The sequence below is a fragment of the Pseudoalteromonas sp. MMG013 genome (assembly GCF_018100885.1).
Lineage (GTDB): Bacteria > Pseudomonadota > Gammaproteobacteria > Enterobacterales > Alteromonadaceae > Pseudoalteromonas > Pseudoalteromonas aurantia.
Map to the genome: position 1 here is coordinate 66,921 of NZ_JAGJEE010000011.1, position 26,483 is coordinate 93,403.

The following is a 26,483-nucleotide window of genomic DNA, read 5'->3' on the forward strand; positions in this document are numbered from 1 at the left end:
CCGTTTATTGAATCTATTTTTTACTTCATTGAACGGGCCAAATCAGCGCAGGTCCAGTAACCTTGGTACTATCCAATATGCCACGGTGGAACTTGGCTAAGCGTTTAAAAGACTCACAGTGCGATTTTCAAATAAGTCATCGGCAACTAAAACGGATATACTGCCGGGCGTTAACTTAACCTCAGGTTTGGATAAGGGTTTTGGAATAGAAGATGTTTTATAAACAAACTTACGTACAATCCAATGATGATATTTTGTTCAATATCAAGGCGCTTTTATACAGTAATAGCGGGCTATTACAAATGAAAGCAACGCCGAGAGTGAGAAAAATAGCTTTATTGGGCAAATTCGCTTATCCAGAGCTGAGGTTAACTTAAAAGCAAGGTGTCCCATACTTTCAATATCCAGCTTTTGAAATGCCGCTATGACAAAGCTTGCAGCAAAACCGTGTGTGATGACTAATGCATCACCGTCCAGACGCATAATTTCGTCGACAAAATCAGCCACGCGTATGGCAACATCACGCCGAGACTCTGCACCATCACAGATCCGATGCCCTAAACGGTCGCCTATCGGGCTTGTTGGTATGATAATTTTATCATGCTCTTTTTGGCACATTCCTTCATGGGTTCCAAAAGACATCTCTCTCAACCGTGAGTCTAGATTCAGTGGCAAATTCGAGTCAGCTAAGACTATTTCAGCCGTTTGCACAGCACGCGTTAAATCTGAACAGTACACAGTCATAGTATCGAGTTCAAAACCCAACCTCGCAATATTTTTCACTAAAGACGCCGCTTTAACCTTGCCCTTGTCCGTTAAATTTGAATCAAACCACCCCCTACTTTACCCTCGACGGAGTGGGTTGCTTCAGCGTGTGTAATGAGACAGATCTTTTTCACTTAAACTCCGATATATTGAACGCCAGTATCTTATTATTGGATTTTTACCATAGAAATTTGTTTTTTAATGCTTGAGTAGGCAGCATACACGCATGAGTTTTACCAAAAATATGGTATCTATTTCTTGCAAAAAAACGATAAAAATAGTCGCGAATTGGTCTAGGAAGTACTTTAAACACACGAACTAAAGGCCAACCACCGCATAAATCTTGAGCTATCTCAATTGCGGCATTTGTGCGGTAAAAACACTGACCGTTTTTAATAAGTAAGAACGTATCTACCCCGACATTTTCAGCGCTATAATCAGCGATTAACTTTTGCGCTGCAGGACTTTGCATCGGTGCAAAAACAAATTTATTTGTATGGTCTCGTTTTATAATAAAATTGATTGAACGATTACAAAAATTGCAAACGCCATCAAAAATAATGATATGGGGTGTACTCATAATTTTCCATGATTTAAATACTCGTTGAGACTATTGAGATTAAATAGCGCTTAAGCGTTGTTAAACGTAATTTATACTCCCATGAAAAGCCAACTGGCAATACTTACATAAGCACCAGTCTATATCAGCGCAGCTTCTCTGTCATACCCTTTACCCACTAAAACGGGTGAAGAGTAATAGCCCTCTAAACGGGCCAGTTATTAATGAAATTTCTGGCTTATTCATTGTCATTAGGTGAATCACTCTTGCGTTGAAATTCAATCCGTAAGCCTGCGTTATCAACCGCTATATAGCGTGTTTTTGTGTAACGGCAACACTTTTAGCATTCGCTTTAGTCTCCTATAATCGAAAACCAGCCAACGACTATTTGAGCCTGTTTTTGATGCGGCTTAACCCGACGGGAGTGACGCCAAGATATTTAGCAATATCATTTTGTGTGAGTTGCTCGGCGAGTATAGGCTCTCTTTCCATGAAATTGAGATAACGACTTTCTGCACTAAGCGTTAACAATTCATATTCGCGTTGTTCTTTCTTCATTGAAAGCATCAGCAGTCTGTCAATTAATTGATTGGCGATGACGTGATGTTCTTTTGCCGCTTTTGTTAAGCACTTAAAAGGGATTTCTAGCAACTGGGTGTTTTCAAGAGCGAGTAAATTAAAAGTACAAGGTAACCTCGCGTGAGCGGAGCTTAAGCTACCGATCATATTTCCTGGTTTTATGAAAGACTTGATACTCTCTTTGCCATCAATAGAGAGGTAATACGCTTTTGCCAACCCACTGATGACAAAGTACAGAGAATCATTTGAGTCCCCTTGGTGAAAGACATGCGCTCCTTTTTCAAAGGAAACAGGTATACCAGTCCTTTTTACAAACTCATCAAAGTTCATCTCTATTTATCCTCATTAGCTGCTGCGAAGTCAGTCTACCTACTCATTAGGATAACCGCTAATGATACATCACGTTTTAACCTAGGTTAATGCGCAGACCGTTGGTATGAATTAATTTATCTATCACGCGTATCCACACAGCCTGAGAGGAAAAATGAAGTTAACGAACAAAACCATCGTGATCACAGGGGGAACATCTGGTATCGGCTATCAAATGGTTAAGCACCTGCACGTTGAAAATACTATCTTGGTTATTGCACGGCAAAGCGAACGGCTGGATAAACTACTTGCCGAATTTCCAACTATCGAACTTTACCCCTGCGATCTTTCAAAACCGGCAACATATGAAAAGGTGGCCGATACCTTAACCAGAACACATAGACGTATCGATATCTTAATTAACAACGCCGCCATTCAAAACACGCCAACTTATTTAGCGGATGATTTTAATTACGATGCCATCGCCCCTGAAATTAACCTTAATTTTACGGCTATTTGCGCCTTAAGTTACTTATTGTTGCCCAGTTTATTAAACAACGGAAAAACAGCGTTCATCACAAATATTAATTCAGGATTAGGACTGGTGCCAAAGACTAACTCAGCCGTCTATTGCGCGACCAAAGCCGCTATGGATATGTTTTCTCAAAGCCTGAACTATCAATTGGAAGAAACCAACGTAAAGGTGATACAAGCATTTTTGCCCCTGGTCGATACGCCAATGACAGAAGGTCGAGGTAAAGCAAAAATAACGTCAATCAAAGCCGCCACAGACATTTTAGCTGGCATTGAAAAAGAAATCGTAGTTAATGATCTTGGTAAGGTTAAGTTATTAAGATTATTACTGTTAATTGCACCATTCATTGCTAAAAAAATTCTTAAAGGAGGATAAGTATGAACATAAAATCAAGCCAAGTCATGTTAACTATTGGAGTATTTTTAATGGGTGTAACAAACACTTCTGCTGCAAAGACAATGTCTGTTCGAGTGACCAATATCAACACTGAAAAACCTGGAAATATCATTGCAATGCTGTTTGCCATGGAAGGGTTTCCTAAACAGCATGATCAAGCACTTACTTTAAAAAAACAGGAGATAAACGCGAAAGAAACCGTGTTTGATTTCACCATAAACATAGAAAAATTCGCGATTAAAATTCTACATGACGAAAATGGTGACGGTAAGACAACGAAAAATTGGACGGGCATTATTCCTGCCGAAGGTCTTGGATTCAGCAATGGCGCAACATTGAGTTGGCAAGGTCCGCCATCATTCAAAAAAGCGCACCTCACACTTGCTCAGTCTGTTGATGAAATAGTGATTCCGATTATCTACCCCTAATTTATGTCATGAGAATACGCGATGAAATCTTTATTAAAAGTCATATTAATTCTGGCGTTGTTTTTTGCCAGCACATTTATTGTGCTGAAATTCACAGGGATCATCACGGTTGAAAAAATTCAATTATGGCTAGATGCTGCCAAGTCAGCCAATCTTGCATATGTCATGCTGATTGTCGTAGGACTGCTGTTTGCTGATTTGTTTATTGCCGTGCCGACGTTAACAGTCATCACAATAGGTGGTTATCTATTAGGGCCCATTTATGGAGCCATTGCGAGCACGGTTGGACTATTTTTAGCTGGCACGTGTGGTTATGGGGTGAGCCGATATTATGGCCATGTGCTTTTTCATTTTTTAGTCAAAGACCCTCATAAACGTGACGAAGTCATAGCACTGTTTAATAGTCATGGCCCGGTTATGTTACTTCTGTCGCGCGCAACGCCTATATTACCAGAGGTATCTGCTTGTATGTCAGGCATGACTAAAATGCCATTTTTTAAGTTTTTAATATTATGGTTAGTCAACGTTGTACCTTACACAATTATTGCGTCGTATGCCGGTTCTATTAGTGACTGGGATAATCCCATGCCAGCAATCTTTACAGCCATCGGTTTAACTCTGTTTCTTTGGTGTGGATGGCTTGTTTTCAGATTTATGAACAAAAGCAAGTTATCAATCGGCTAAAGTTTAAATGGTCAACCAAATAACGATGCGCTCGTGATACTGCCAGCGCATCGACTAAAATCACTGCTTCACCACGAAAGGTTGCCTCTCTCGAATAAACTCAGCTAACACCTTAGTACCTACTAGCACACCGACTTAATACAGGCGATTAATAATGATCTCAATATACTTTGTATAAAGTAAAGGCTTTAGATTTTGACAATATCAATTCGAAATTACGTACTTTGGTAATTTTATGCTACAAAAGCTGTTGATTGGGCTGATATAACTTGCACATTATGCCCCTTTTTTAACCACACTCTTGAACATGCAAAACGCCCATTAGACTCTGCGCCTTGATACTTTGCGGTTATGTCAGCATTCACATGGACCAAGCCACAATCTCCATAAGCATGCACTTGCATGCCACTCAAGGCAATTGAAGTAATCGATAATAAACCCGATTGATGTAATGCGATATCTTCTTGTTTTGAAACACGATGTCCGAGATGATTAATAAAAATGAGTTCATCGGCGAGTAAATCATGCAATGTCTCAATATTAGAACAGACCATTGCCAATCTTAACTGTTGCTCTGCATCTATCACTGCCTGAATTAATGTGTGTTCCATACTTACCTAAGGGCCTATATTTTATGAATTAAATAGAGCAAAACTACCTAGTTTGATAAGGCTAAGCAACCATTTAATTAATTCGCTATCGTAACGCTCTTGGCTATAATTTAAAATCGCCATACTTACACTACCATCACTTCGATACCACTTAGCTCGGAGCCTTTATGCTTAATACCTTAATTTCTATCGCATTGCCAATTGCGCTTATTATTATCATGATAGGCGTTGGTCTCAGCTTAACGTTCGATGACTTTAAACGAGTGTTTAAACAACCAAAAAGCTTTCTCCTTGGCGCTTTTTGTCAACTTTTAGTACTGCCTTGCACAGCGCTATGCATTATATTTATAACGGGTATGAAAGGTGAGTTAGCTGCTGGTTTATTTATTCTTTCACTTTGTCCTGGCGGCACCACATCAAATTTGTTTAGTTATTTAGCTAAAGCAGACGTGGGGCTATCGGTATCATTAACAGCTGTAATTGGCTTTATTACCCCTTTTACCATACCGCTACTCAGTATATGGGCCATAAATACTTACGTAGGCACCAATTCATCATTCTCACTTCCTCTTTTTGAAACTTGGCTCAAATTGATGATAATCACCGTTATTCCTGTCGTATTCGGTATGATACTACGTAAAAAATGGCCAACCACCGCCACAAGCGCTCAGGCATACGTCAGCTGGCTTTCAATGACGATTCTTGCATTAGTCATCATCAGTATTTGTGTTACGTTAGACAATAAAATTGTTGAATATACTCTTTTGGCTGGCCCTGCAGCGATAGCGCTGAATATCAGCACAATGCTAATTGGCTTTTTAGTAGCCCACTATTTTTTACACAACCGAGCGCAATCACGAACCATTACATTGGAGGTGGGGCTTCAAAATGGCACCCTCGCACTGCTGATCACAACTGGCATGCTTAACAACCCTGTTATGTCTATTGCGCCCAGCATTTATAGTCTAATCATGTTTTTTACTGCCAGTTTATTTACCTTTACTGTGCTCAGAGTACAACCGCCACAGGCTATCATTAATAATAATTAAATTAATAACAATTATTAAAGACTAATCATATTAATACGTTTAGTATTTATTTGAAGGTAAGCTTTGTGTGGCCTCTTACTGCTGGTTTGAATAAATAACAAGCTGATGTGTGCAACCGCCGTTTACCTTTTTAATCTCGCAGTAATTCAAAGGAAAATTAATACAAGGAGCATATGAAATGCAACTCAAAACACGACTTAATACTAAGTCATCCATTCTGTGTGTTGTAGCCACACTCATCACACAACCTGTTCTCGCAACACAAGTATGTGATTTTGTTATCCCCTCTTCGCAATACAAAATTGATGGTTCACAACTTCAAACATCCCCAGGTGATAGGCTATGTCTAGCGAAAGGTGAAAGAGGACCGCTCAGAGTAACTAATTTACATGGTTCGCCTGAACATAATATTGTCATAACTAACCAAGACGACACAGTAACCACCATTGAGTATGAATATAGTATCGCAATAGAAAACTCAAGTTACCTGCAAGTGACATCCACAGCACAAGACTCTGCTTCCCCATACAAACTCAAACTAGGGGGCACATTGAGTGTCGGCAAACTCAGTCACCATATAGAAATTGATCATGTTGAAGTCTACCGAGCACGGTTTGCTGGTTTGCTAATCAAAACTGACCCCAACTGTGACAGCGCAACATGGGCCGAAAACTTTACTATGTCAGGGCTGTCTATACACAACAACTTTATACACGATACAGAATCCGGTGAAGGTATGTACGTTGGCTATACAGGACACAGTAGAACGCTCGAATGTGACGGAAAATCAACCACTGTCTACCCACATAAGGTAACCCATGTTGATATATCCAACAATATACTTGAAAACATCGCCGCTGACGGCATTCAACTAAACTCGGTGCAAAACAATGCACGAATAGCCCATAACAAAATCTATCGAACTGGGTTAAGCCCTTTCTCACCAGCATGGCAAAACACCGGTATTCAAGTAGGAGGAGAAGGCGTTGTTGTTACAGGTAATATGATTTTTAAAAGCGGTGGTAACGGTATGATGCTAGATGGAGACAATTTAACGATTGAGCACAACACCATTATCAAGGCTGGCGAAAATGGCATATTTGCACGTAACCCTGCGCAGCAAGATATTACTCGCAGCAACGGTCTACCTCATATCTATCGGTATAACCACATTATCCAAAGTCAGAGCTACGGGATTAAACTCTACGCTATCAATACCGCTACGGCGAATGCCATTTATCAAAATACTATTGAAACGGATGGAAGCTTAGATGCTGCGCAAAGGCCTATGACTTTGTCTTACCTTAACGACTCTGTGCTACGTACTGAAACTGACAACCGATATTTTATTACGCCTTGATAGTTATCACGCCGTAATAGTGCCAATGTTTATATCAGGCACTAGGACAATAAAAACGTGAATAAATCCAAATTAAAGTAGGCTTTTAATAGCCTACTTTCTTTGGCAGCTTAGCCATGGACTGTATGAACACCACTCTCTCATACTTTAACTAACGCTGCTGCACTCAGTGAATAACCCAAGTTTCCAATAATTAGTCAAATGCCACAGCTTTTCCTCACTATCGCCAACCCACCTTCCACATATCCCCTTCTTTTAGCGTACGCCAGTCAACTTCAATTGCACGTTTTGTCATCACAGCCTCAATAATACACAACGTAATACGCCCTTCTTCATCAAACTCCACTTCTGACACAATAAAGTGTTTTTCTTTATGCTGAGGAGAAATAGCGGTCCATTTACTGTTCAATAACTTTCTAGGATTCATTTTATGCACCATGCCCTCTTTTAGCTTCTTTCAACCCATTGTTAACGTTCTACATTAAGACTACGTATCAATCACACACAAAGATCGATTAATACAAACATGGCGGTAGGATTTGCAGCGCACATTCATTAGAATGACAACGAAACGTCACAAAAACTCACCAAAGGATAAGGCGTGTCTACACTTTACATTGCTCGATTCATTATTAGTTTCAGCTGGATTTATCATGGCATTTTCCCAAAGTTACTGCATATTGCGCCACTCGAACACGCCATGACAGCAAGCATTGGATTGTCAGAAACAACCTCTTATTGGATCACAAAGTCAGCTGGGGTGGCCGAAGTGGTATTTGGATTGTGCGTGTTTATCTACTTTCGAGTACGTTGGGTGATCTATTTAAATATATTGGCGCTTACAGGCCTATTAATGTTGGTCGCCTTACTCTACCCAGTTGTATTAATTGATGCTTTTAATCCAGTCACAACGAATATTACCCTCATTGCATTGAGCTTAATTTTGCTAAATAATTTAAATCAAAAAAAAGGCTGATCACTCAGCCTTCAACTGGTGGAACGAAGAATCTGTTACGCGGCATCCTGTTTCGTTGCGACAGGGTTTTCAGGTGTTAACTTTGGTAATGGGTTACGAGACCCAATAGCTTCTTCAATCGATGAAAAACCATCCGCTTTTAGCAACTTCACCAGCCCACGATTAATTTCATTAATACTCTGTGGACCGTCGAAAATGAGCGTCGAGATCATATGCAATAAGCTCGCGCCTGATGTGATTTTTTCATAGGCATCTTTGGCGGTAAAAATACCACCAACACCTATAATAGTAAGCTTTCCCCGTGAGCGACGGTATACATGCCTAATAACATTGGTGGAAATACGCTGTAACGGCAAACCGCTCATCGCCCCTTTATGATAAGGCAACTCTGCTTCTATAAACTCTTTGTTATGTGAAGGTTTAGCGAGGTTAGTTAAAACAACGCCATCCATTTGGTGCTCAATACACGCGTCTACAATTGTATTTATTTCATCGTTAGAAAGATCCGCTGCGAGCTTAACATAAATTGGTCGGCCAGCGACACGATGTGCATTCACAGCAATAAGAAGCGCATCTAAATTTTCTTTAATAACAAAAGGTTCGCCATCTTGAGTATTTGGACAACTAATATTAATCGTGTAATAGTCGCCAATGTCTTTAAATAAAGACAGTGTTTTGGTGTAATCATCGATAGAATCTTGTAAATCAAATTCTGAGGTTAAATTTGATTTAGCCGCATTGATCCCCACTTTTAATTTACCAAAATCCACATCTTTCAAACGCTTTGATATGGTTTCTGCGCCTTGGTTATTTAAACCATACCAAAATTGACTTAGATTTTACCATTCGAAACAGTCTTTTCCCAGGATTCCCTGGGCACACTTCACCAGTAAACGAGCCAAGTTCTGCTAAACCAAAACCTATTGATGGGTATATTTTTGTCAACTCTCCATCTTTATCAAATCCCGCAGATAAACCTAGAGGATTTCGATACTCTATACCATCAACCGTTGATTTAAGACTTTTGTGCCCATAATTGAACAACATAGAAGTAAGTAGTCGTGTCAGAAAATTTGACCCAAGAAATACGCCTACACGTTTGAACATATAGTGCGCCTCTTCAAGGTCCATTAAGAATATCAACGGTCGTGAAATACGATAAAGAACCTTAAAGAAAAAATTCCTCAGCCCGATTATAAAGCTCATTTTAGCCTCCAGTTATTGTGTGAATGATTATTGATGCTAATTTGAATGTTAATTACCTTACACCCTACAAATCTTAATAGCAATCCCACTCATTATCATTATCATTTATGTTATATTTAAAAAATAATGGAGTCGCTATGAAAACACTGCTAACAACTTGGTTTACGAGTCGAATGGCAAAGTCACGGCCGAGGCCAGATAAAGGTACACGCGCAACAGAGACATGCACGCATTCACAGTGGAAAGACACTGGCAAAATATATTATGTGCTAGAAACCCTCAAGATAAGTTACGTTTCAAACAATGGCGATATTACTTTTGAAAATTTATCAGAAGAGACAGTCGCCTCATTGATATTAGATATTTATGAACTAGGCAATGCGCAATTGACACCCAAAGTAATCGCCGGTGTACAGTCATGTTTGCATATCAGCGTATGCGGGATAAGTTGGCAAGAAAATGGCTCTCAATTGCGAATTAAAGCGATCCCCAATGCTGCGGTGCTCCGTACTTGGAACAGTATATTTAGCAACAGCCAAGCCCAGTTTCAACATGCTTCATTCGCAGTGGATGAATCAACCCTCGAGATCCCTGAACGCGCAGCTACACCCTCGATATTTACGTATCGCAATATTGATTTAGCGCAGTTTATTTCCCAACTAAAGCAAGCAAACGCAGCCCTACCTGATACATTGCCTCGCAAACCACCAATATGGAGAAACAATTTTATGAAGGTATACAGTGACCACGAAGCGTCAATTCTTACACAGTTATCATCAGTATAGAAATACCCAGCTTTCACAAGTTGACCAAGCAGATCTATACTTAAGCATTATCAACCAACTAAGCTTAGCCATGTATCGTATTCGGTTAATTTTGCTGTTGATTGCACCATGGTACTTGGCAGCTTTAGTCCCAAGTATCCGAGTTGTGACCGAAGACTTGCCACCTTATCAAATTGTAAAAGATACAAGGATAGTTGCTGGGAGCTCATTTCAAATAGTCAAACGTGCGCTCTCAATTGCTGAATACCAGCAAAATATCGAAGTGCTACCATGGGCACGCGCCTATAAAATTGCACAAACACAACCGAATACTTTAATTTTCTCTATTGCAAAAACACCAGAAAGAGCGCCCCTTTTCCATTGGCTTTTCAAACTACAACCTTTGCAATATCAATTCTATTCATCAACAAAACACAGCACTGTGACAATTGGGAATATTGATGATGCCAAGTCTCTCATAGCCGTAAGTGTAAGGGGCAGCTACGAAGCAAACGCGTTAAGAGAAATGGGGTTTAAAGAAAACCAAAATTTACTCATTGTTGGTAATTTCACCGCAGCGTGGCGTAGTCTTGAAATGGGTAGAGCTGATATTATGTGGGCTTCTCATATACCTGCTAACGCGTTGGTAAATAGTCAATATGGTTACTTTCCACATGAGCATGTTATTAAACACCATGAACTGTATGTTGCGCTTAGCCTCAACACCCCAGAGCCCGTTGTAACTAAACTCAAAAATGCCTTTATTGAGGCCAGTCATGAGTTAAATAGTCAGCAGTAACGCAAATTATGTTGTTCTGAAAGCTGTCTAATCCACTGGGACTTTGCTAAACCTATATTATGATGTAACGATTTGTAACGGTCATGAGCGATAGCAATAAAACACATCAATTTCAATATGACATATTAACCGACTTGCCAACCAGTATTATAAAGGTGTCGGTGAAAGGGTCTGGAACCCCAACAGAAGTCATCAACATGTATGATGAAATTAATCGCGTCGCAAAACTGCACAACAAGCCAAACTTATTACTCAATGTGGTTAATTTAAAGCTAAATTACAACGGCAGTGATGTTTTAAAGGTGATGAAAGCAATAGAAAATATCTTGCTTCATGTGCGTATCGCAAGAGTCGTGAGCCCAGCCGATTTTAAAAGTGATCTAATAGACTTGTTTGCAGATAACAATGCTTTAGAAATTAAAAGTTTTTATAGTGAAGAACTTGCCATTACTTGGTTGAATGAGCCTTAGTTAACAGATGATAAACCTCACTCACAAACCAACTCTATGAACCTATTAATTGCTGGTACATCAAAATGCGTTGAACTGAGATAACAGCCTACAAAGAGCTGGATAACGTTCACTATTTAATGTTAAAAAAACACCGCCACAGTGATGCCCCATACCACCTGCTTTGGCTTCTACTTGTGTTAAACAACGCGTATCCTGTGAGTAATCACATCGCCTTGTAAAGCCTGCACCTGCGATATTTTAGGTAATTTCAAATGATAAAACCGCGTTTTTTTATAGTAACTTTATCTTTGACTCTTTAAGGTTAACCGCATTTTATTATCCTTTATGTTATGAGTTCACTCAACTAAGTCCATTATATTTATACACAAAAGAATATTTGCAGCAGTTTGATTGGATTTTATACAAGGTGGAGGCTGCGTAGCATGGTTACTCCATGTGAGTCAACCGATAACATAGTAGAAAAGCCAATCGAGCGCTGCCTACCGGTTCTTTTTAGCACTCCTTTCTCTTTGTTGCTTAATGTTCGCTTAGATTACTAGGCCACATATTAAGTGCCGCGATCAAAGCACGCTCAAAGAGAACAAAAGTAGAACAGCAAAGATTAACAACCCCTAGTGTATATAATATATTCCAAAGTAAAACTGTCACTATTTTATACCTCGCTGAAAGTTATCCCCTTTCGCTTGCCGTCCATTGTTTCATAGATTGTCCATACTGTGCTTTAAATTGCTTATTTAACGCGCTCAAATCTTGATAGCCGACCAACTCTCCAATCGCATCAAATCGATGCTCAGTTGAGCGCAACAATTGCTTTGCTCTTTCAAGTCGCGCCAAGCGGACATAAGCCGATGGTGATAATCCCACATGTTTATTAAATCGTCGGATCAGTGTTCTCTCACTAACACATAACCTATCGGCTAAAACGGGTAATGTAAGATCGTCTGACAAAGATTGCTTAATATAGTGTTGTAGCGCCAATAATTTACGGTCTTGATGTAACTCAAACGCATGGCACGCCATAAACGAAAGCTGAGACTCCCGTGATTTTGGAATGGCAAGCCATGAGGCAACATCATCTGCAAACTGCTCGCCAAGCACCTGTTGTATAAAATACAACATCATAGGAAAATAGCACTGTACAGCTCCTGAAGTAATGAACTTATCGTCATGTATATAAATCGCTTCTTGACTGACATTTAAATGCGGAAAATATTTGGCATAAAATGTCTTCAGCCACCAGCTACTGGTTAACTTAATATCATTTAACACACCAGATTTTGCCAAATAACTCACTCCGGTACACCCAGCCAAAACAACTTCACTTTGCTCAATAAGCTTTGTGATATGAAATTTTAGCGGTGCAATTTGTTGGCATTGTTGCCATAACGCTTGCTGCCCTAAGTACTGACTCCCGACCCAAATCATCGCATCACATGACTGTATACCAGCCAATGGAGTACAACTTTCAAACACCATACCTTGACTCGCGCGCACTGTATCAGTTGTTAAGCTCACCAATTGCCACTCAAATATAGGCCGTCTGGCCAACGTATTGGCCACATGTAATACATCGATAACGCCCATAAGACCACTGGCGAGTACGTTATCTGGAATAATGATCGAGACTTTCAATGTGTCACTTTTAGCTTAAAAACTGTCATATATGACACCTTAGCCAAACAGTGAATGCTGGTAAAGTAAATTCATCATCAATATTTAGGAGCACACCTATGTGGATCCAATACCCTCTATTCTTCTTACTGATACTCATCGCATTTTTGTGGATATTAACCACAGTATTACGCGTGCGAGCTTATATAACTCAGTCAGTATCACCCACTGATATCACTTTCATTAACAAACACAACCTCTCGAAATTAACGGTTTTGGCGGGTAACAGTTACGACAATCAATTTCAACAACCTGTGCTATTCACTATCTTGCTGATCACCTTGCAGCTGCATCAACTTGATGGACATTTATGGTATGTGATCAGCTGTTTTTTTGTCGTTGCACGTTATTGGCATTGTGCAGAGCACATTATGGGCCGCAATTTACTCTTACGTACCATCGCATTCGCTATGAGCTCTTTAACTTTATTTATTGGCTGGTTTTGTTTTATCTATCGAATGTATACACAATAGGTATATTTCACGCCAAGTGTTTTACCAAATCTAAGTGCTTAATTGTCGTCAAGTGTAAAATGGCCTTTAAGCGCCTCTCAGGCAATGATAAAATTGTGTCACTCAATTCAAACCAGTAACACAGAGCGCACCTTGGACAGTTCAACTTATATTCCCGATGCATTTATTGATGACGTACAAACATATATTCCCTCACATTTGGCGCTCACGGATTTTTTAGATGCGTGTAAAACCCCACTTAGGCGATCTGTTCGGGTTAACACACTTAAAATGTCGATTTGTGCATTCAAAGCTTACTGTGTTGAGCATGACTGGCAAATAACCGCGGTACCATGGTGCGAAACCGGTTTTTGGCTCACTCGTCCAAATGAGGAAGAACACAACTTAGCTTTGGGCAATACTGATATTCATTTAAGCGGCTGTATTTACGTACAAGAAGCCAGTTCAATGCTGCCACCTATTGCATTAGAACCTGCGCTTAGTAACAGTACTTATGTGTTAGATATGGCATCAGCGCCAGGTTCAAAAACCTCGCAATTAAGCGCGCTAATGAATAACCAAGGTGTGTTAGTTGCCAATGAGCTATCGTCTTCTCGACTCAAAGTACTCGCAGCAAATATGAAGCGCATGGGTGTTGCAAATTGTGCGCTGTCGCATTTTGACGCCGCCATATTTGGCGATTATATGTTTGAAAGTTTTGACAGTATTTTACTCGATGCGCCTTGCTCAGGCGAAGGTACAGTAAGAAAAGACGCAGACGCGCTAAAAAATTGGTCTATTGACTCAAATATTGATATTGCAGCGGTTCAGAAAAAGTTAATTCGTAGTGCATTCCTTGCACTCAAACCGGGTGGTACATTGGTTTATTCTACCTGTACATTAACCCCTCTAGAAAATCAGCAAGTGTGCGATGCCTTACTCGACGAATTTACGGATGCAATTAAAGTTGATCCGTTATCATCATTGTTTCCCGATGCAGACAAAGCAACAACACCTGAAGGTTATTTACACGTTTGGCCTCAAATTTACGATAGCGAAGGCTTTTTCATTGCCCGCTTCATCAAAACACATTCGGTAGACAATGATCAGCAAAAGTATAAGAAAGGCGCGTTTCCATTTTCCCCCTCAGATCATAAGTTACAAAAGAGTTTTATCGACTATATTAACACGCATTTTGGGCTCAATGTGTCGTTGCCTGGTCAGCTTATGAGTAGAGACAAAGAGCTCTGGCTATTCCCTGATGGGTTTCAACCTATAGAGAACAAAATTAAATATGCCCGACTGGGTATACAGTTAGGTACTACTCATAAAAATGGTGTGAGATTGGAGCATGAATTTGCAACAGCACTTGGAAAGTACGCCACAAAAAACACCTATGCAATGTCTAATAGTGACGCGCGTGATTATTTCAATGGTAAGGATATTCGACTGGCTGACCCTGTAAATGTAACGGGCGAAGTCATCTTAACGCTGTGCGGTGCGCCTGTTGGGTTAGGGAAATGGCAAAAGAGTAAAATCAAGAATAGCTTACCCAGAGACCTTGTTAGTGACAGTCAGTTAATAACTTGGGTATAACATGAATATATCTTTTTATATTTTTTAGATTAAATACTTATATGAACATTAAGTAATTGATTTTAAATAAATTAATATTTCATTAAGTTGTTTGTAAGTTTTGTGAAATATTAACTACACTTAAGTTACTTTCTACTTCTCCCTACAGAAGAAAGGTGTTTTTTAGTAACGCTTTGGCTCCATTGGAGCTATCCCCTAAGCCCAGAGCAAGCGAGTGCTCTGGGCATTTTTTCACGTATTTTTTAAAGAAATAATTACGTTTGTTACATTAATTAGCACGCTGACGACAAATTGGTCGCAAGAACCTAAGCATGGCATTTAAACCAACAGATGTGCTTCGAACATCTGTCGATGATGGGTATGGGCCACCATGGTTCATTGATGGACACACTTCAACACCCGTTGGCATCTGATTTTCAATGATCCGCCCTACTTTGTATTCTAACGCTTCAATCACTGCTGCTGATTTCTTCAGGTCTTGACGAGTACCATGAACCGATGCAGTTAATTGCCCATCAAGTAGTTCGACCAAGCGCTGTAGTTGACTTTCTTTATCATATGTCACCATCATAGCCATAGGTCCAAACACCTCTTCACGTAAAGAAGCATCATTTGTGAACGTATCGATATCTGTCGCGAACAAGTGGGCATTCGCATGGTGCTGTTCACTTAATTCACCTTGTGCAAGCAAAGTGACGTCATCTCGAGACGTTAATTGTGCAATACTGTGTTTAAAACTCGCCACAATGTTTGGTGACAATAATGTGTCTGATGCACTCACTTGAATATTTTTTATCGCTTGATCAACAAACTCATGACTGGCTGCAGGCACCAACCATAAACCAGGACTCGTACAAAACTGTCCATTGCCCATTAACAGAGCCTGACTTAGCTGATCTGCCACAGTTGGACCCGCTTCTTGTACTTTTTCCTTTAAAATAAGCTGTGGGTTTATGCTGCCTAACTCTCCGTAAAACGGGATCGGCTCTTGTCGCTTTGCGATTGTGTCTAACAGTTTATGTGCAACCGAGAATGATCCTGTAAAACCAATTGCTTTAACTTGCGGCGCACCAACTAACTCATGCGCAATGTCATAGCGTTTTGCTTGGATCATTGAAAATACGCCTTTTGGCATAGCACACTTATTAATAGCCTTTTCCATTGCTCTGGCCATTAATTCACTCGTCGCAGGGTGAGCTGTGTGGCTTTTCATTACCACCGGACATCCAGCTGCCAGTGCTGCAGCAGTATCACCGCCTAAGGTAGAAAATGCATACGGGAAGTTTGATGCGCCAAACACGCCAACAACCCCTAGGGGTAAATAATCAAGTGCTGTATTTGGTTTTGGTAAAGGAGAACGATCAGGGATCGCAGCATCAGCACAGCCAAAGTTTGCAATACTATCTTGACTACCTTCTAATGCATGGGCAAAAGCACGTAACTGATTCATTGTACGTCCACGCTCACCTTGCAGTCTTGCAATGGGTAGATTCGTTTCTTGATGCGTCGTTTCGATTAAAACATCGCCCAATGCTTCAATTTCATCTGCAATAGCATGTAAGAACGTTGCACGTTGTTGATAATTGGTTTTCCGATACGTTTTAAATGCCAACCCAGCTTGCTCAATCGCACTCGCCAACATATCTGAACTTGCTTCGTAAATAGGTGCTTCTAGACTTTTATTCAACTTAGGTGAAAAGCCAAAAAATGCCTCGGCTTGATCTGCTATCACCCAATCGCCCGCAATAAGACTTGCTCCAGTAACTTGCATATTACCTCCAAAAATTTGATTAATTACACTACTTGAAATCCGAAAGCATACGGGTCACTATCATCAACACTAATGTTGCTAGTACCAGTTACTTTTGACCATCCTCGGATGCTTGGCTGTATCGCTACTCGCCCAGCAACTTCTGTAATACCTTCTATACATCCAATAAATTGGCTGCCAATATAACTTTCATGAATAAACGGCTCATGCGCTAACAGTTTGCCTTTAGCATGTAGCTGCGCCATTCTGGCACTGGTTCCTGTTCCGCAAGGGGATCTATCTAACCCTTTTTCACCGTAAAAGACGGCATTGGCAGCATGTGAGTCAGATTGTTTAGGCCGTCCGGTCCACAACACATGCGATGCGCCTTGCACTGTAGGGTCTTCTGGGTGAACACATTTGAGTTTTTGATTCACCGCATTTCTCACTTTCGGGCTGAACGTCAATATGTCACTGGCGCTCCATTTATCAATGCCCGGAAAGTTTTGCTGCGGCTCAACGATGATGTAATAATTACCACCATATGAAATATCGACGGTTAATTGACCTAAATCAGGCACATCTATCACAACCTGTTCATACGCCAAAAATGCGGGAACATTGAACAATTTAACCCATTCAACATGCTCACCACTGCGTAAATACTGTGCATTGACCCGTCCTGCCGGCGTATCTATTTTTAACTCGCCTTCTACTTTTGGTTGTAATAGACCAGCCTGCAGCGCAAATGTGATCGTGCCTATTAAGCCGTGCCCACACATAGGCAAACACCCTGAGGTTTCAACAAACAATACGCTTGCATCACCATCTTCTGTGGTCGGTGGATAAATAAATGCACCTGACATCATGTCATGGCCTCTTGGCTCAAACATTAACGCCTGACGGATCCAGTCAAAATCAGCCATGAAGTGCTGACGCTTCTCACTCATTGTGGACCCCAATAAATTTGGGTGTCCACTGGTGATCAACCGCACAGGGTTACCACATGTGTGGCCATCAATACATGAAAATGTCCCTCTGCGCATACTATTTGCCGTCACCGTTAAATTGAGTTATTACTAATGAGTAAACCCCTTGCCAATTTGCCATCTTGGTTTTTCCTCTATCTGGTTTTTATGTTTACCATCTTAAGTATATTGTATACAATAATCAATGTCCAAGTTAAGAAAATATTACCATGGATAATAACAATCTTAACTTTTCATCCAGAGACTATGGGTAACTTACGGATAAATATGAAATTTGTATTTATAAAAATAATAATAATAGACATCAGTTTGACTGCAATGGAGTAGATACAATCTACTGAGATTTACAATATTGATAGTCAATTCAGCTAAAAAAGAGGAAAGTGCATGTCTAATCAACCTAAAATTGCTGTTATTGGCGCAGGTGTCGTCGGTTTATGTACAGCCAAGAATTTACAAGATCAAGGCTTTTCTGTTACTTTATTCGACCAACAAGGTATTGCTGAAAAATGCTCAAAAGGCAATGCGGGACACTTTGCCACAGAGCAAGTTTTTCCACTGGCTCAAGCAAGCTTATTAAAAAAGCTGCCTGGTATGTTGTTCAACCCCAACGGCCCGCTAAGGATTGATTGGCGCTATCTTTATAAAGCCTTTCCATGGTTTTTTAGATTTGTTTGTAACATGAGAAAAGCCAAGCTCACCGAAAATACCAATGCCTTAAAAGCGCTTAATGAGCCTGCTTTATCAGCCTATAAAGCGTTATTAGGCGATCAAGATTTTACCGACCTAATTACCTTAAATGGCAGTTTGCTGACGTTTGAAGACACCCCTGAGAGTGATATTGAAAAACTGTACCAACAATATAAGCAACATAATGTTGCGGTGAAATGGCTTAAAGGGAAAAGTGTGTTCTCTATTGAGCCTAACTTAGATAAACGCGTTAAAAACGCACTCTTATTTACGGATGTAGGACATAGCATAAACCCCTATCATTTATGCCAGCATATTTTTTCTTTGTTTCATCGTGCGCACGGCGAATTTCAACAAGTGGGCATTAAAGCGATTCAAACAACAGACCAAAATATAGCACTTACCACCTCCGACAATACCACACATCAGTTTGATAAAGTCATTATATGCACAGGTGCATGGAGTAAATCTCTCACCAGCCAATTAGGCTTTAATGTGCCATTAGATACAGAGCGCGGCTACCACGCCATGATCAAAAATCAAAGTACCCTGTCTCGTCCAGTTGCATCTGCAGAACGTCAGTTTATTATAACGCCCATGTCAGAAGGCTTACGACTCGCAGGCACGGTTGAATTTGCTGGGCTTGATGCACCAGAAAACCATCACCGCGCGACAATGTTATTGAAACACGCAAAGGCACTACTGAGTGGCATTGATGAAAAACCCCCATTTGACACTTGGATGGGATGTCGCCCATCATTACCCGATTCATTACCCGTAATCGGCCGCAGTCCAAAGCATCGCAATGTGTACTTTGGGTTCGGTCATCAGCACCTTGGCTTAACTCAAGCGGCAATTACAGCAAAACTATTAACACAACTTTGTAGTGGTGAAGTACCTAGTTTGGATTTGACCCCATATCGAATAGATAGATTTTAGGAGAAATTATGACAACCCATGGTGTAGGCATACAAAGCCAACAACAAGCGCTAGAGTCGTTAACTAACATGACGACTGATGTGCAAGCAATTGGTTATGAAGAATATCAACAACGTATTAACCGTGCACAAGCGTACATGCAAGAACATAATATTGCAGCAATATATCTGAACGCTGGCACTAACTTAACTTACTTTACAGGTATGCAATGGTACGCGAGCGAACGTATGGTCGGAGCAATATTACCAGCCAAAGGCACTGTACAATTTATTGCACCAACCTTTGAAATTGGTACTTTGATTGACTACCAAGTAATTGAAGGCCCTATTCATTGCTGGCAAGAGCATGAGAGCCCTTATCAACTGTTTGCTAAAACACTATTAGAGCTTGATATTACCGTTGCAGCGACGATTGGTATTGATGAAAGTACTGCTTTTTTCATTTTCGATGGCATACGCCAAGCTGCACCACAACATACTTGGATCAATGCTGATACAGTTACCGCACACTGCAGAATGCATAAATCAGCCACTGAGCTTGCTCTTATTCAACGTGCAATGGATATGACTCTAGCAGTACATCAAGCAACAGCCAGTATGTTATATGAAGGGATCACCACCACAGAAGTAGAAACTTTTATCAATACAGCACACAAAAAAGTCGGCGCATCGGGTAACTATTTTTGTATTGTTCTGTTTGGTGAAGCCTCTTCATTTCCGCATGGCGTTAAAGAGCCACAAACGCTTAAACAAGGTGATGTCGTACTCGTTGATACAGGGTGTAAAGTTGAAGGCTATTTGTCGGATATCACCCGAACTTATGTCTTTGGTACCCCCTCACCAAGACAACGTACTATGTGGGATCATGAGAAAAATGCCCAAATAGCCGCGTTTAACGCTGCAAAAATTGGTAAACCGTGTGGGGCTGTGGATGATGCAGCGCGTAACTACCTAACCTCTGTCGGATTAGGCCCAGATTATAATGTCCCTGGCTGCCCGCATAGAACAGGCCATGGTATTGGCTTAGACATACATGAATGGCCATACTTAGTTCGTAATAACCCGCAACCTTTACAAGCCGGTATGTGTTTTAGTAACGAGCCTATGTTAGTCATTCCTGATGAGTTTGGCATTCGTCTAGAAGACCATTTTTACATGACCGAGGCAGGCCCTAAATGGTTTACTCAGCCGAGCCACAGCATTGATGATCCATTTGGTTTAAAAGAATAAGTACGTCCATACTCTGAAATCGATGCCCTATTCACTTTAGGGCATTCTTCTATTGAAGTAAGAATATAGAGTATTACTGCAAACTATTTCTTTTGAAGTCATCCAATTCATCGCTTTATATTATTAATATCATTGAGAAATTGACGTATAACCAAGACCAAAAGTTGTACACCGCAGCGCGTGGTGTATAGAAAATAGTGAAATGTAGTAAAGAAAGGGTGAGTAAATAATTTTAACTCTTTATAAAACATGGCAACTTATTAGTTGCCATTGATATGCTAATTAGCCTCTAAATGGCGGCACATTACGACAGATGCAATGCCCTTGTGGCGTACCCGGTTTACCATCGTGAACCGCTGGGCAAAGAATGTTACGCCCACCTGAGATCTGCGTTAAGTGCTTTATAGATATAATTTCAAGGACTCGTGATTTTGATTTAACTTTTTTCATTAAACTTCCTTTTTCTAAATTAAGAAATAAAATACCAATTAAGGTAAGAAAACCGACTTAGTAAACGCAAAACCGCTTTTCTGTAGCGTATTACCTTAAATCGGAATTAAATTACACCCCAAAAAATTGAATACAATATACAAGCCAGTGAAGTTGATTGAAAAATTTGAGACTAAACTAAAGTTAAATTAGGAGCATGACATCAACGTCTCTATTTTCATCTTTCTTTTTACGCCAACAATGATACGATATATATATAAACCATATACGGAACATATATTTTGGGTATCGTAAAAATTTCAGATGAATTACATGAAGAGCTACGCTCAACATCACACGTTATGTCTCGCTCTATTAATGCACAAGCCGAATTTTGGATTAAAATAGGCAAGCTTGCCGAGCATAATCCAACAAAAACCTTTGCTGAGCTTATTCAGGCGGAGCTCACTAAACACATAGACGCTGAGACAAAAAATAATGTCTGACGTTTCAATCAAAAATGCCAGTCAAATTGCGCTTATGCGTCAATCAGGTAAGTTACTTGCACAAGTGTTTATGATGCTCGATGAGTATGTAAGACCGGGTCTGACCACAATGCAAGTTAACGACCGTGTTGAGCAATTCATTGTTGAAGAACTGCAAGCCCGACCGGCGTCAAAAGGGCAATATGGCTATCAATTTGTTCTAAATTGCTCAATTAATGACGTGGTTTGCCATGGCGTTCCAAGTAAAAGCCAAATTATACGAAGCAGTGATATTATCAATCTTGATATTACGCTTGAGAAAAATGGTTATATTACTGACTCTAGCAAAATGTATGTGATGCCTGATGCAAGCACTGAAGCTAAGCGGTTAGTATCAGCAACCACAACTGCACTATACAATGCGATTAAGTTAGTCAAGCCAGGCGTTAGACTTGGAGACATAGGCCACATGATTCAAAGCTTTGCACAAGCCAAAGGGTATAGTGTAGTGCGCGAATACTGCGGTCATGGTATTGGTGTAGAAATGCACGAAGCCCCTAATGTTTTGCATTATGGTACCCCCAATACAGGCATGAAACTACAAGCTGGCATGACCTTTACCATCGAGCCTATGATTAACCAAGGTAAGGCCAAAATAAAAACAAAAAAGGATGGCTGGACTGTAGTAACCAAAGATAAAAAGCTCTCAGCCCAAGCTGAACACACCATTTTGGTAACCAATTCAGGCTTTGAAGTACTGACCTTACGTCCAGAAGAAGCAGGTATTTTCGATAGTTAATGCGCTCAGTTTATCATTAATGATCCTGACGATAGCTTAAAGGTAATTTACACCATGTCGCTGCACACGACGCAGCAATAAATATGGCTTAAAAAAGCAAAGTATACGCGCCTAATGCTGACTAAAAACAGTGTCTATATTCATTATCAGAACATGCGATCAATACACACATTAATGAGCGCGCGATATGCGCATTCAGATGGGGGTAAAATGAGCAAAAGCGCTGAATAAGCTCAGCGCTAATCATGAACTTTTTAACGACAAGTACCGACTTCAATTAAACGTTTAACCGATGTTCTTTGGCCCACTAGTTTACCCATTCGGCCAAAACAAGGTCGATAATAAGTTCCTACCTGACTACCCGCTGAATCGTAGTAACCATATACTTTAAACGTAAAGTAATCACTCGATGCGTAACTGTGTGCGGCATAAGTCAGTACTGCAATACCCGCGGCTGCAATTGTTGCTAACATAGATTTTTTCATTTTTATATTCCTTCGTTATAGAGTTACCAAGCATCCCTTGGTGTAATAAACGTAGTAAAAGAATGAAATAAATACAACATTGCCAATAAACGTATAATCAACACGTTAAATATAAAGTGTATAAAAGCACTCAGGCATATCGTCAAATCACGTAAACATTCAGCACTCATTGCTATAGTTCAACACTTCATTGAGCTGAACCATAAAGCTTCGCCGCCCTAAACCAAAAAATTGTCACACGAATAAAAGCATTGTTGCGTTGAAAAAGCCTTCATGGCTGTGAACCAGCACCCTTCTTCGCTCTGAACTAAAATTTCGTCGCTCTGAACTTGTTTCAGAGTCCACTCTCATTATCCCACAAAACACATAGACCCTGACCTACGTCAGGGAGACAATACGGGGCTCTCCCCCTGTATTTCCACATCGTTATTCAATAAACCTGACCTACGCCAAGGTGCTATCTTCCAGTACTTGCACACTAACTAAAGCATTATGACTCAGTGCTTAAGCGACGGCTTAACAGAAACTTCGTTGTTATGAAGCAACACTTCATTGCGCAGAGCCACCACCCTTCGTCGCTCGGAACTAAACTTCGTCGCTCTGAACTTGTTTCAGAGTCCACTCTCATCACTCTACAAGCACTAATGACCCTGACCTGCGTCAGGGAAACAATACGGAGTTCTATACTCTGTATTTCCACATTATTGTTCCAAAAACACCAAGGGCCCTGACCTGCGTCAGGGAGACAATACGGAGTTCTATACTCTGTATTTCCACATTACTATTCCACAAACACCAAGGACCCTGGCCTGCATCAGGGTGACAATACGAAGGCTCTATTAGCCTGTATTTGTAGATCATTCCCCCGAAAACATTATGAGCCTTAACCAGCATCGGGGAGGTAATTCGCCTCTGGATCAAAACGCAAAAGGCCAACTCAATAAGTTGACCTCTTCCTATATCGAAGGTGTAAACCCCACGCCTAATGACTTACATTCATCAATGAAAGCAGCTCAGAGCCGTGCCCGCTATTATATATCGCGCGTACTTCGCTGAGCGTAATAGCACGACGCCATACTGCAAAATCATCTAAATCCGCTTTTAAATTATAATGATATCTGCCAGTTCCATCTTGACCAATGTTCCAATCAAGCTCTGAATTAATATCACCCACGTTTGAAATATCACCAGCAATAATATTCAACTCACCAGAGGGACTACCTGCGTACAAAGTTGCCACGCCTTGGCGGTCAAACGATGCCACCAATAACCACCAACCATTAAAAGTGTAATCAATAGGGTCTATGTCTTTTCTATCAGAGCGTAATGAGGCGATGTTAATACCAAAATCATCCCCATTCCCCTCATTAGCAAGCAGTAACGTACCTCGGTTTGCACCACTTACCCAGTTTTTGTTCCCGACAATAACAGGATCACCCACTTGATCACCGCTTACTCTGTACCATGTCATAAGGGTAAAGTCGGTGTCGGTGCCAAAATCTAACTCACTTGGTTTACCTAAAGTTAAGTGCTCTTTTTTGCCATTTATTTTCACATATGTACCAAACTTTCCGTTCGCGCGAAGCTCTGGTGATCCACCGCCTACCTGAGCATGAGTGTGATTACCCGATGCATCTTCATAGTTACCATCAAAAGGAAGGTACGTTGTCAGGCCGTGATTAATTCCTTTATCACTTTCCGGTCGAGTATTTTGCCCTTGTACTGTGCCATCCATATTTGCTGGCACAGCCAAACCATGGTGAGCCAGTACAGTGGGGGCCGCATCATAATTGCGCGGAATACCAGACAAATACCCCTGCTTAGCCACCTTTGATGTGACTAAAAAAGGAATTGTGTAGTTATCAGCAGCATGAATACCATGCGATGAGCCTCGTCCGCCATGATCTGATGTCACCACAATTTGCCAATCTTCATAAGTAAAATTAGGACGGGCTTTAATCGCCGCTAACAACTGCCCAATTTGACTATCAACGTCATTAATTTCATCTACATAACCATCATCAGATGCCGTAAAACAACAGGCATGGCCTGCCCCATCCACATCGTCTAAAAATATAAATAGTGCATCTATGTCGGTACCTTGTGGCCAGTTTGATGCACTATAGGTACCCTTGATAATATTCACTGCATTTTGGGTGTTAACTGCATCATTTGCATCAATTTTAAGATCCGCCGTGTTAGTAATTTGCATATCGGTTCCCCAAGTCACCAGATACGCAGTATTGAGAGAAGAGTTTGACTGCTCTAATAGTGTTAGATAATGGGGATAGGTTGAATAATTGCCACCCGCAACATTACCATTACCAGTTACCCCACTTTTTTTAGCGGTTACACCGGTCATAATACCAACATGATTCGGGCCACTGTTTGGCGCCGCGTCTGTCATCGTTTGCGCATAATGGGCAAACGCAGCTTTATAACCCGCGGCCCAGGTACCATTGATTAATGTATCAAGATGAGGCGTGTTCGCATTTTCAATTCCATCTCCACGTAACCCATCAACTGCAATTAGTAATGAGTGTGTACTGGCCAAAGGTGCTGAAGAGATACCAAGTGCCGTACAGCACAGTGTTGTGTTTAATAGCTGTTTGAATTGGTAACAAAGCGTTGAATATTTATTTTTCATCGTTTTTCCTGTGAGTTAATTGGTCTATCAAATATTGGACTAGACCAGAAAACGATAAACATTGATTATTACTTTTCGGTGATTTAAATATTGCATGTAGATAACAATTTGATGAAATATTCAACAAAACGATACAAAAAATGAATGCTTGCTTAGTAAAGTAGTGACATTAAAGCCATTGATGTAAATCTTAATTAAGTGTGCCAAACCTGAGATTATCTGAACGTTGCTCTGTGATTCATAATACGGAATTATAGATTTTAAATATTCAAGCCAGTTAAAGGCCACCGCTTAAGATATTGTTTAGTGATAAAATTTGTGCCTGTCCCATCTTACTTTCTTAGCTACTCCATTGATGCAATCGATAGCTGCCGCCAAGTTCCCTCACTTCGTTCAAAAATAACAAGCCCTTTATCCTTTAATAAAACAGTAACAGCATTTTGAGTTGCAAAAAAATATTCAAACTTCTTTTCGATTAATAATACTGAATAAATTGCTGCGACAACATCATCTTCTAATTTCCCCTGTAAAGATGATATGTCGTAACTCCCTTTTTTCATCAACTCCATTACATCTGAGACACTTAATTCCGAGTAATGGAGATCAATTACTAATGCATTTCCACCATTACAATTTTCATAGATAATAGTGCCTCCATATTTTTCTGAAGAAATGCATTTATTTAACTTAACAACGTCATACGCATAGGTATTTTCCGATAATAATAAAAAAACTATAGTTAATAGGTAGTATTTCATTTATAAACTCCTGTATTCTTACCCACCAATAAAAACCTATGTTCATCAAAGAAGCTATCAAACGTTGCTGA

Annotated in this window: 28 protein-coding genes and 1 pseudogene; 15 read left to right on the forward strand and 14 right to left on the reverse strand. The window is 40.3% G+C overall.

The window, feature by feature from the left end:
- Positions 1-264 precede the first annotated feature (264 nt).
- From J8L98_RS11980 to J8L98_RS11990, 3 genes and pseudogenes are all read right to left on the reverse strand, one after another.
- Positions 265-825, reverse strand: a pseudogene (locus J8L98_RS11980) (histidine phosphatase family protein); the annotation flags it as partial.
- 118 nt (positions 826-943) lie between these two features.
- Entirely contained in the window at positions 944-1,345 is a 402-nt protein-coding gene (locus J8L98_RS11985) for a DCC1-like thiol-disulfide oxidoreductase family protein (RefSeq protein WP_210996608.1), read from the reverse strand.
- A 363-nt stretch (positions 1,346-1,708) separates the two neighbouring features.
- The gene (locus J8L98_RS11990) at positions 1,709-2,233 is read right to left on the reverse strand and encodes a Crp/Fnr family transcriptional regulator (protein WP_210996609.1); all 525 of its coding nucleotides are present in this window, start codon (positions 2,231-2,233) and stop codon (positions 1,709-1,711) included.
- Between the two features lie 154 nt (positions 2,234-2,387).
- On the opposite strand from J8L98_RS11990, the gene J8L98_RS11995 reads away from it, so the two are divergent.
- Genes J8L98_RS11995 through J8L98_RS12005 form a run of 3 tightly spaced genes read left to right on the forward strand, consistent with a single transcriptional unit; the run spans position 2,388 to position 4,255 of the window.
- Positions 2,388-3,122 carry an SDR family NAD(P)-dependent oxidoreductase gene (locus J8L98_RS11995; RefSeq protein ID WP_210996610.1) on the forward strand — a complete coding sequence of 245 codons (735 nt, stop codon included), beginning with the start codon at positions 2,388-2,390 and terminating at the stop codon, positions 3,120-3,122.
- Between the two features lie 2 nt (positions 3,123-3,124).
- Positions 3,125-3,571, forward strand: coding sequence for a DUF2141 domain-containing protein (locus J8L98_RS12000; RefSeq protein ID WP_210996611.1), 447 nt, complete (start codon positions 3,125-3,127; stop codon positions 3,569-3,571).
- 21 nt (positions 3,572-3,592) lie between these two features.
- A complete protein-coding gene (locus J8L98_RS12005; protein ID WP_210996612.1) occupies positions 3,593-4,255 on the forward strand; it encodes a VTT domain-containing protein in 663 nt (220 codons plus the stop codon).
- A gap of 233 nt (positions 4,256-4,488) precedes the next feature.
- Here J8L98_RS12005 and J8L98_RS12010 read toward each other — a convergent pair whose 3' ends face one another.
- Positions 4,489-4,866, reverse strand: a complete 378-nt coding sequence (locus J8L98_RS12010) for a nuclear transport factor 2 family protein (RefSeq protein ID WP_210996613.1) — start codon at positions 4,864-4,866, stop codon at positions 4,489-4,491.
- A gap of 167 nt (positions 4,867-5,033) precedes the next feature.
- On the opposite strand from J8L98_RS12010, the gene J8L98_RS12015 reads away from it, so the two are divergent.
- On the forward strand, positions 5,034-5,915 hold the full coding sequence (locus J8L98_RS12015) for a bile acid:sodium symporter family protein (RefSeq protein WP_210996614.1): 882 nt from the start codon (positions 5,034-5,036) through the stop codon (positions 5,913-5,915).
- A gap of 178 nt (positions 5,916-6,093) precedes the next feature.
- Positions 6,094-7,275 carry a right-handed parallel beta-helix repeat-containing protein gene (locus tag J8L98_RS12020; RefSeq protein ID WP_210996615.1) on the forward strand — a complete coding sequence of 394 codons (1,182 nt, stop codon included), beginning with the start codon at positions 6,094-6,096 and terminating at the stop codon, positions 7,273-7,275.
- A 220-nt stretch (positions 7,276-7,495) separates the two neighbouring features.
- Here the strand turns inward: J8L98_RS12020 and J8L98_RS12025 are convergent, their stop codons facing one another.
- Positions 7,496-7,711, reverse strand: coding sequence for a TIGR02450 family Trp-rich protein (locus J8L98_RS12025; RefSeq protein WP_210996672.1), 216 nt, complete (start codon positions 7,709-7,711; stop codon positions 7,496-7,498).
- Between the two features lie 165 nt (positions 7,712-7,876).
- Between J8L98_RS12025 and J8L98_RS12030 the strand changes: the two genes are divergently transcribed.
- Positions 7,877-8,251: a DoxX-like family protein gene (locus J8L98_RS12030; protein WP_210996616.1), complete on the forward strand. Its 375-nt coding sequence runs from the start codon at positions 7,877-7,879 to the stop codon at positions 8,249-8,251.
- A gap of 35 nt (positions 8,252-8,286) precedes the next feature.
- On the opposite strand, the gene J8L98_RS12035 is transcribed toward J8L98_RS12030, so the two are convergent.
- A complete protein-coding gene (locus J8L98_RS12035) occupies positions 8,287-9,021 on the reverse strand; it encodes a hypothetical protein (protein ID WP_348771902.1) in 735 nt (244 codons plus the stop codon).
- Positions 9,022-9,058: 37 nt separating this feature from the next.
- Complete coding sequence (locus tag J8L98_RS25080; protein ID WP_210996617.1) at positions 9,059-9,358, reverse strand: hypothetical protein; 300 nt, start codon at positions 9,356-9,358, stop codon at positions 9,059-9,061.
- Positions 9,359-9,594: 236 nt separating this feature from the next.
- Here J8L98_RS25080 and J8L98_RS12045 point away from each other — a divergent pair, with 236 nt between their 5' ends.
- The 3 genes from J8L98_RS12045 to J8L98_RS12055 all read left to right on the forward strand — a co-directional run bounded on the left by J8L98_RS12045 (position 9,595) and on the right by J8L98_RS12055 (position 11,490).
- Positions 9,595-10,242, forward strand: a complete 648-nt coding sequence (locus J8L98_RS12045; RefSeq protein ID WP_210996618.1) for a hypothetical protein — start codon at positions 9,595-9,597, stop codon at positions 10,240-10,242.
- Positions 10,199-11,020 carry a transporter substrate-binding domain-containing protein gene (locus tag J8L98_RS12050; protein ID WP_210996619.1) on the forward strand — a complete coding sequence of 274 codons (822 nt, stop codon included), beginning with the start codon at positions 10,199-10,201 and terminating at the stop codon, positions 11,018-11,020. The genes J8L98_RS12045 and J8L98_RS12050 overlap by 44 nt, the downstream gene beginning before the upstream one ends.
- 83 nt (positions 11,021-11,103) lie before the next feature.
- Positions 11,104-11,490 (forward strand): hypothetical protein, encoded by a 387-nt coding sequence (locus tag J8L98_RS12055; RefSeq protein ID WP_210996620.1) that lies wholly within the window; start codon positions 11,104-11,106, stop codon positions 11,488-11,490.
- 672 nt (positions 11,491-12,162) lie between these two features.
- On the opposite strand, the gene J8L98_RS12060 is transcribed toward J8L98_RS12055, so the two are convergent.
- Positions 12,163-13,125: a helix-turn-helix domain-containing protein gene (locus J8L98_RS12060; RefSeq protein ID WP_210996621.1), complete on the reverse strand. Its 963-nt coding sequence runs from the start codon at positions 13,123-13,125 to the stop codon at positions 12,163-12,165.
- Between the two features lie 98 nt (positions 13,126-13,223).
- Between J8L98_RS12060 and J8L98_RS12065 the strand changes: the two genes are divergently transcribed.
- Entirely contained in the window at positions 13,224-13,637 is a 414-nt protein-coding gene (locus tag J8L98_RS12065) for an MAPEG family protein (protein WP_210996622.1), read from the forward strand.
- Positions 13,638-13,769: 132 nt separating this feature from the next.
- On the forward strand, positions 13,770-15,212 hold the full coding sequence (gene rsmF, locus J8L98_RS12070) for a 16S rRNA (cytosine(1407)-C(5))-methyltransferase RsmF (RefSeq protein ID WP_210996623.1): 1,443 nt from the start codon (positions 13,770-13,772) through the stop codon (positions 15,210-15,212).
- Between the two features lie 268 nt (positions 15,213-15,480).
- On the opposite strand, the gene J8L98_RS12075 is transcribed toward rsmF, so the two are convergent.
- On the reverse strand, positions 15,481-16,983 hold the full coding sequence (locus J8L98_RS12075) for an aldehyde dehydrogenase (NADP(+)) (RefSeq protein ID WP_210996624.1): 1,503 nt from the start codon (positions 16,981-16,983) through the stop codon (positions 15,481-15,483).
- Between the two features lie 23 nt (positions 16,984-17,006).
- Complete coding sequence (locus J8L98_RS12080; RefSeq protein WP_210996625.1) at positions 17,007-18,008, reverse strand: 4-hydroxyproline epimerase; 1,002 nt, start codon at positions 18,006-18,008, stop codon at positions 17,007-17,009.
- Positions 18,009-18,338: 330 nt separating this feature from the next.
- Here J8L98_RS12080 and J8L98_RS12085 point away from each other — a divergent pair, with 330 nt between their 5' ends.
- A complete protein-coding gene (locus tag J8L98_RS12085; RefSeq protein ID WP_210996626.1) occupies positions 18,339-19,580 on the forward strand; it encodes an FAD-dependent oxidoreductase in 1,242 nt (413 codons plus the stop codon).
- 8 nt (positions 19,581-19,588) lie between these two features.
- Positions 19,589-20,809, forward strand: coding sequence for a Xaa-Pro peptidase family protein (locus J8L98_RS12090; RefSeq protein WP_210996627.1), 1,221 nt, complete (start codon positions 19,589-19,591; stop codon positions 20,807-20,809).
- A gap of 282 nt (positions 20,810-21,091) precedes the next feature.
- Here J8L98_RS12090 and J8L98_RS12095 read toward each other — a convergent pair whose 3' ends face one another.
- Positions 21,092-21,259, reverse strand: a complete 168-nt coding sequence (locus J8L98_RS12095; RefSeq protein ID WP_210996628.1) for a hypothetical protein — start codon at positions 21,257-21,259, stop codon at positions 21,092-21,094.
- Between the two features lie 281 nt (positions 21,260-21,540).
- Between J8L98_RS12095 and J8L98_RS12100 the strand changes: the two genes are divergently transcribed.
- Entirely contained in the window at positions 21,541-21,744 is a 204-nt protein-coding gene (locus J8L98_RS12100; RefSeq protein ID WP_192507432.1) for a ParD-like family protein, read from the forward strand.
- Entirely contained in the window at positions 21,737-22,522 is a 786-nt protein-coding gene (map, locus tag J8L98_RS12105) for a type I methionyl aminopeptidase (protein WP_210996629.1), read from the forward strand. Before J8L98_RS12100 ends, map begins: the two co-directional genes overlap by 8 nt.
- Before the next feature lie 254 nt (positions 22,523-22,776).
- Here map and J8L98_RS12110 read toward each other — a convergent pair whose 3' ends face one another.
- From J8L98_RS12110 to J8L98_RS12120, 3 genes are all read right to left on the reverse strand, one after another.
- Positions 22,777-23,007 (reverse strand): hypothetical protein, encoded by a 231-nt coding sequence (locus J8L98_RS12110; protein WP_210996630.1) that lies wholly within the window; start codon positions 23,005-23,007, stop codon positions 22,777-22,779.
- A 982-nt stretch (positions 23,008-23,989) separates the two neighbouring features.
- Positions 23,990-25,654: an alkaline phosphatase family protein gene (locus J8L98_RS12115; RefSeq protein ID WP_210996631.1), complete on the reverse strand. Its 1,665-nt coding sequence runs from the start codon at positions 25,652-25,654 to the stop codon at positions 23,990-23,992.
- 344 nt (positions 25,655-25,998) lie between these two features.
- Complete coding sequence (locus J8L98_RS12120; protein WP_210996632.1) at positions 25,999-26,412, reverse strand: hypothetical protein; 414 nt, start codon at positions 26,410-26,412, stop codon at positions 25,999-26,001.
- Positions 26,413-26,483 lie beyond the last annotated feature (71 nt).

What these genes read in the sequence shown, in the direction of transcription:
- J8L98_RS11985 (WP_210996608.1), bottom strand. Translation starts at nt 1,345, where the DNA reads ATGAGTACACCCCATATCATTATTTTTGATGGCGTTTGCAATTTTTGT.
- J8L98_RS11990 (WP_210996609.1), bottom strand. Translation starts at nt 2,233, where the DNA reads ATGAACTTTGATGAGTTTGTAAAAAGGACTGGTATACCTGTTTCCTTT.
- J8L98_RS11995 (WP_210996610.1), top strand. Translation starts at nt 2,388, where the DNA reads ATGAAGTTAACGAACAAAACCATCGTGATCACAGGGGGAACATCTGGT.
- J8L98_RS12000 (WP_210996611.1), top strand. Translation starts at nt 3,125, where the DNA reads ATGAACATAAAATCAAGCCAAGTCATGTTAACTATTGGAGTATTTTTA.
- J8L98_RS12005 (WP_210996612.1), top strand. Translation starts at nt 3,593, where the DNA reads ATGAAATCTTTATTAAAAGTCATATTAATTCTGGCGTTGTTTTTTGCC.
- J8L98_RS12010 (WP_210996613.1), bottom strand. Translation starts at nt 4,866, where the DNA reads ATGGAACACACATTAATTCAGGCAGTGATAGATGCAGAGCAACAGTTA.
- J8L98_RS12015 (WP_210996614.1), top strand. Translation starts at nt 5,034, where the DNA reads ATGCTTAATACCTTAATTTCTATCGCATTGCCAATTGCGCTTATTATT.
- J8L98_RS12020 (WP_210996615.1), top strand. Translation starts at nt 6,094, where the DNA reads ATGCAACTCAAAACACGACTTAATACTAAGTCATCCATTCTGTGTGTT.
- J8L98_RS25080 (WP_210996617.1), bottom strand. Translation starts at nt 9,358, where the DNA reads ATGTTCAAACGTGTAGGCGTATTTCTTGGGTCAAATTTTCTGACACGA.
- J8L98_RS12045 (WP_210996618.1), top strand. Translation starts at nt 9,595, where the DNA reads ATGAAAACACTGCTAACAACTTGGTTTACGAGTCGAATGGCAAAGTCA.
- J8L98_RS12055 (WP_210996620.1), top strand. Translation starts at nt 11,104, where the DNA reads ATGAGCGATAGCAATAAAACACATCAATTTCAATATGACATATTAACC.
- J8L98_RS12065 (WP_210996622.1), top strand. Translation starts at nt 13,224, where the DNA reads ATGTGGATCCAATACCCTCTATTCTTCTTACTGATACTCATCGCATTT.
- J8L98_RS12075 (WP_210996624.1), bottom strand. Translation starts at nt 16,983, where the DNA reads ATGCAAGTTACTGGAGCAAGTCTTATTGCGGGCGATTGGGTGATAGCA.
- J8L98_RS12080 (WP_210996625.1), bottom strand. Translation starts at nt 18,008, where the DNA reads ATGCGCAGAGGGACATTTTCATGTATTGATGGCCACACATGTGGTAAC.
- J8L98_RS12085 (WP_210996626.1), top strand. Translation starts at nt 18,339, where the DNA reads ATGTCTAATCAACCTAAAATTGCTGTTATTGGCGCAGGTGTCGTCGGT.
- J8L98_RS12090 (WP_210996627.1), top strand. Translation starts at nt 19,589, where the DNA reads ATGACAACCCATGGTGTAGGCATACAAAGCCAACAACAAGCGCTAGAG.
- J8L98_RS12095 (WP_210996628.1), bottom strand. Translation starts at nt 21,259, where the DNA reads ATGAAAAAAGTTAAATCAAAATCACGAGTCCTTGAAATTATATCTATA.
- map (WP_210996629.1), top strand. Translation starts at nt 21,737, where the DNA reads ATGTCTGACGTTTCAATCAAAAATGCCAGTCAAATTGCGCTTATGCGT.
- J8L98_RS12110 (WP_210996630.1), bottom strand. Translation starts at nt 23,007, where the DNA reads ATGAAAAAATCTATGTTAGCAACAATTGCAGCCGCGGGTATTGCAGTA.
- J8L98_RS12115 (WP_210996631.1), bottom strand. Translation starts at nt 25,654, where the DNA reads ATGAAAAATAAATATTCAACGCTTTGTTACCAATTCAAACAGCTATTA.
- J8L98_RS12120 (WP_210996632.1), bottom strand. Translation starts at nt 26,412, where the DNA reads ATGAAATACTACCTATTAACTATAGTTTTTTTATTATTATCGGAAAAT.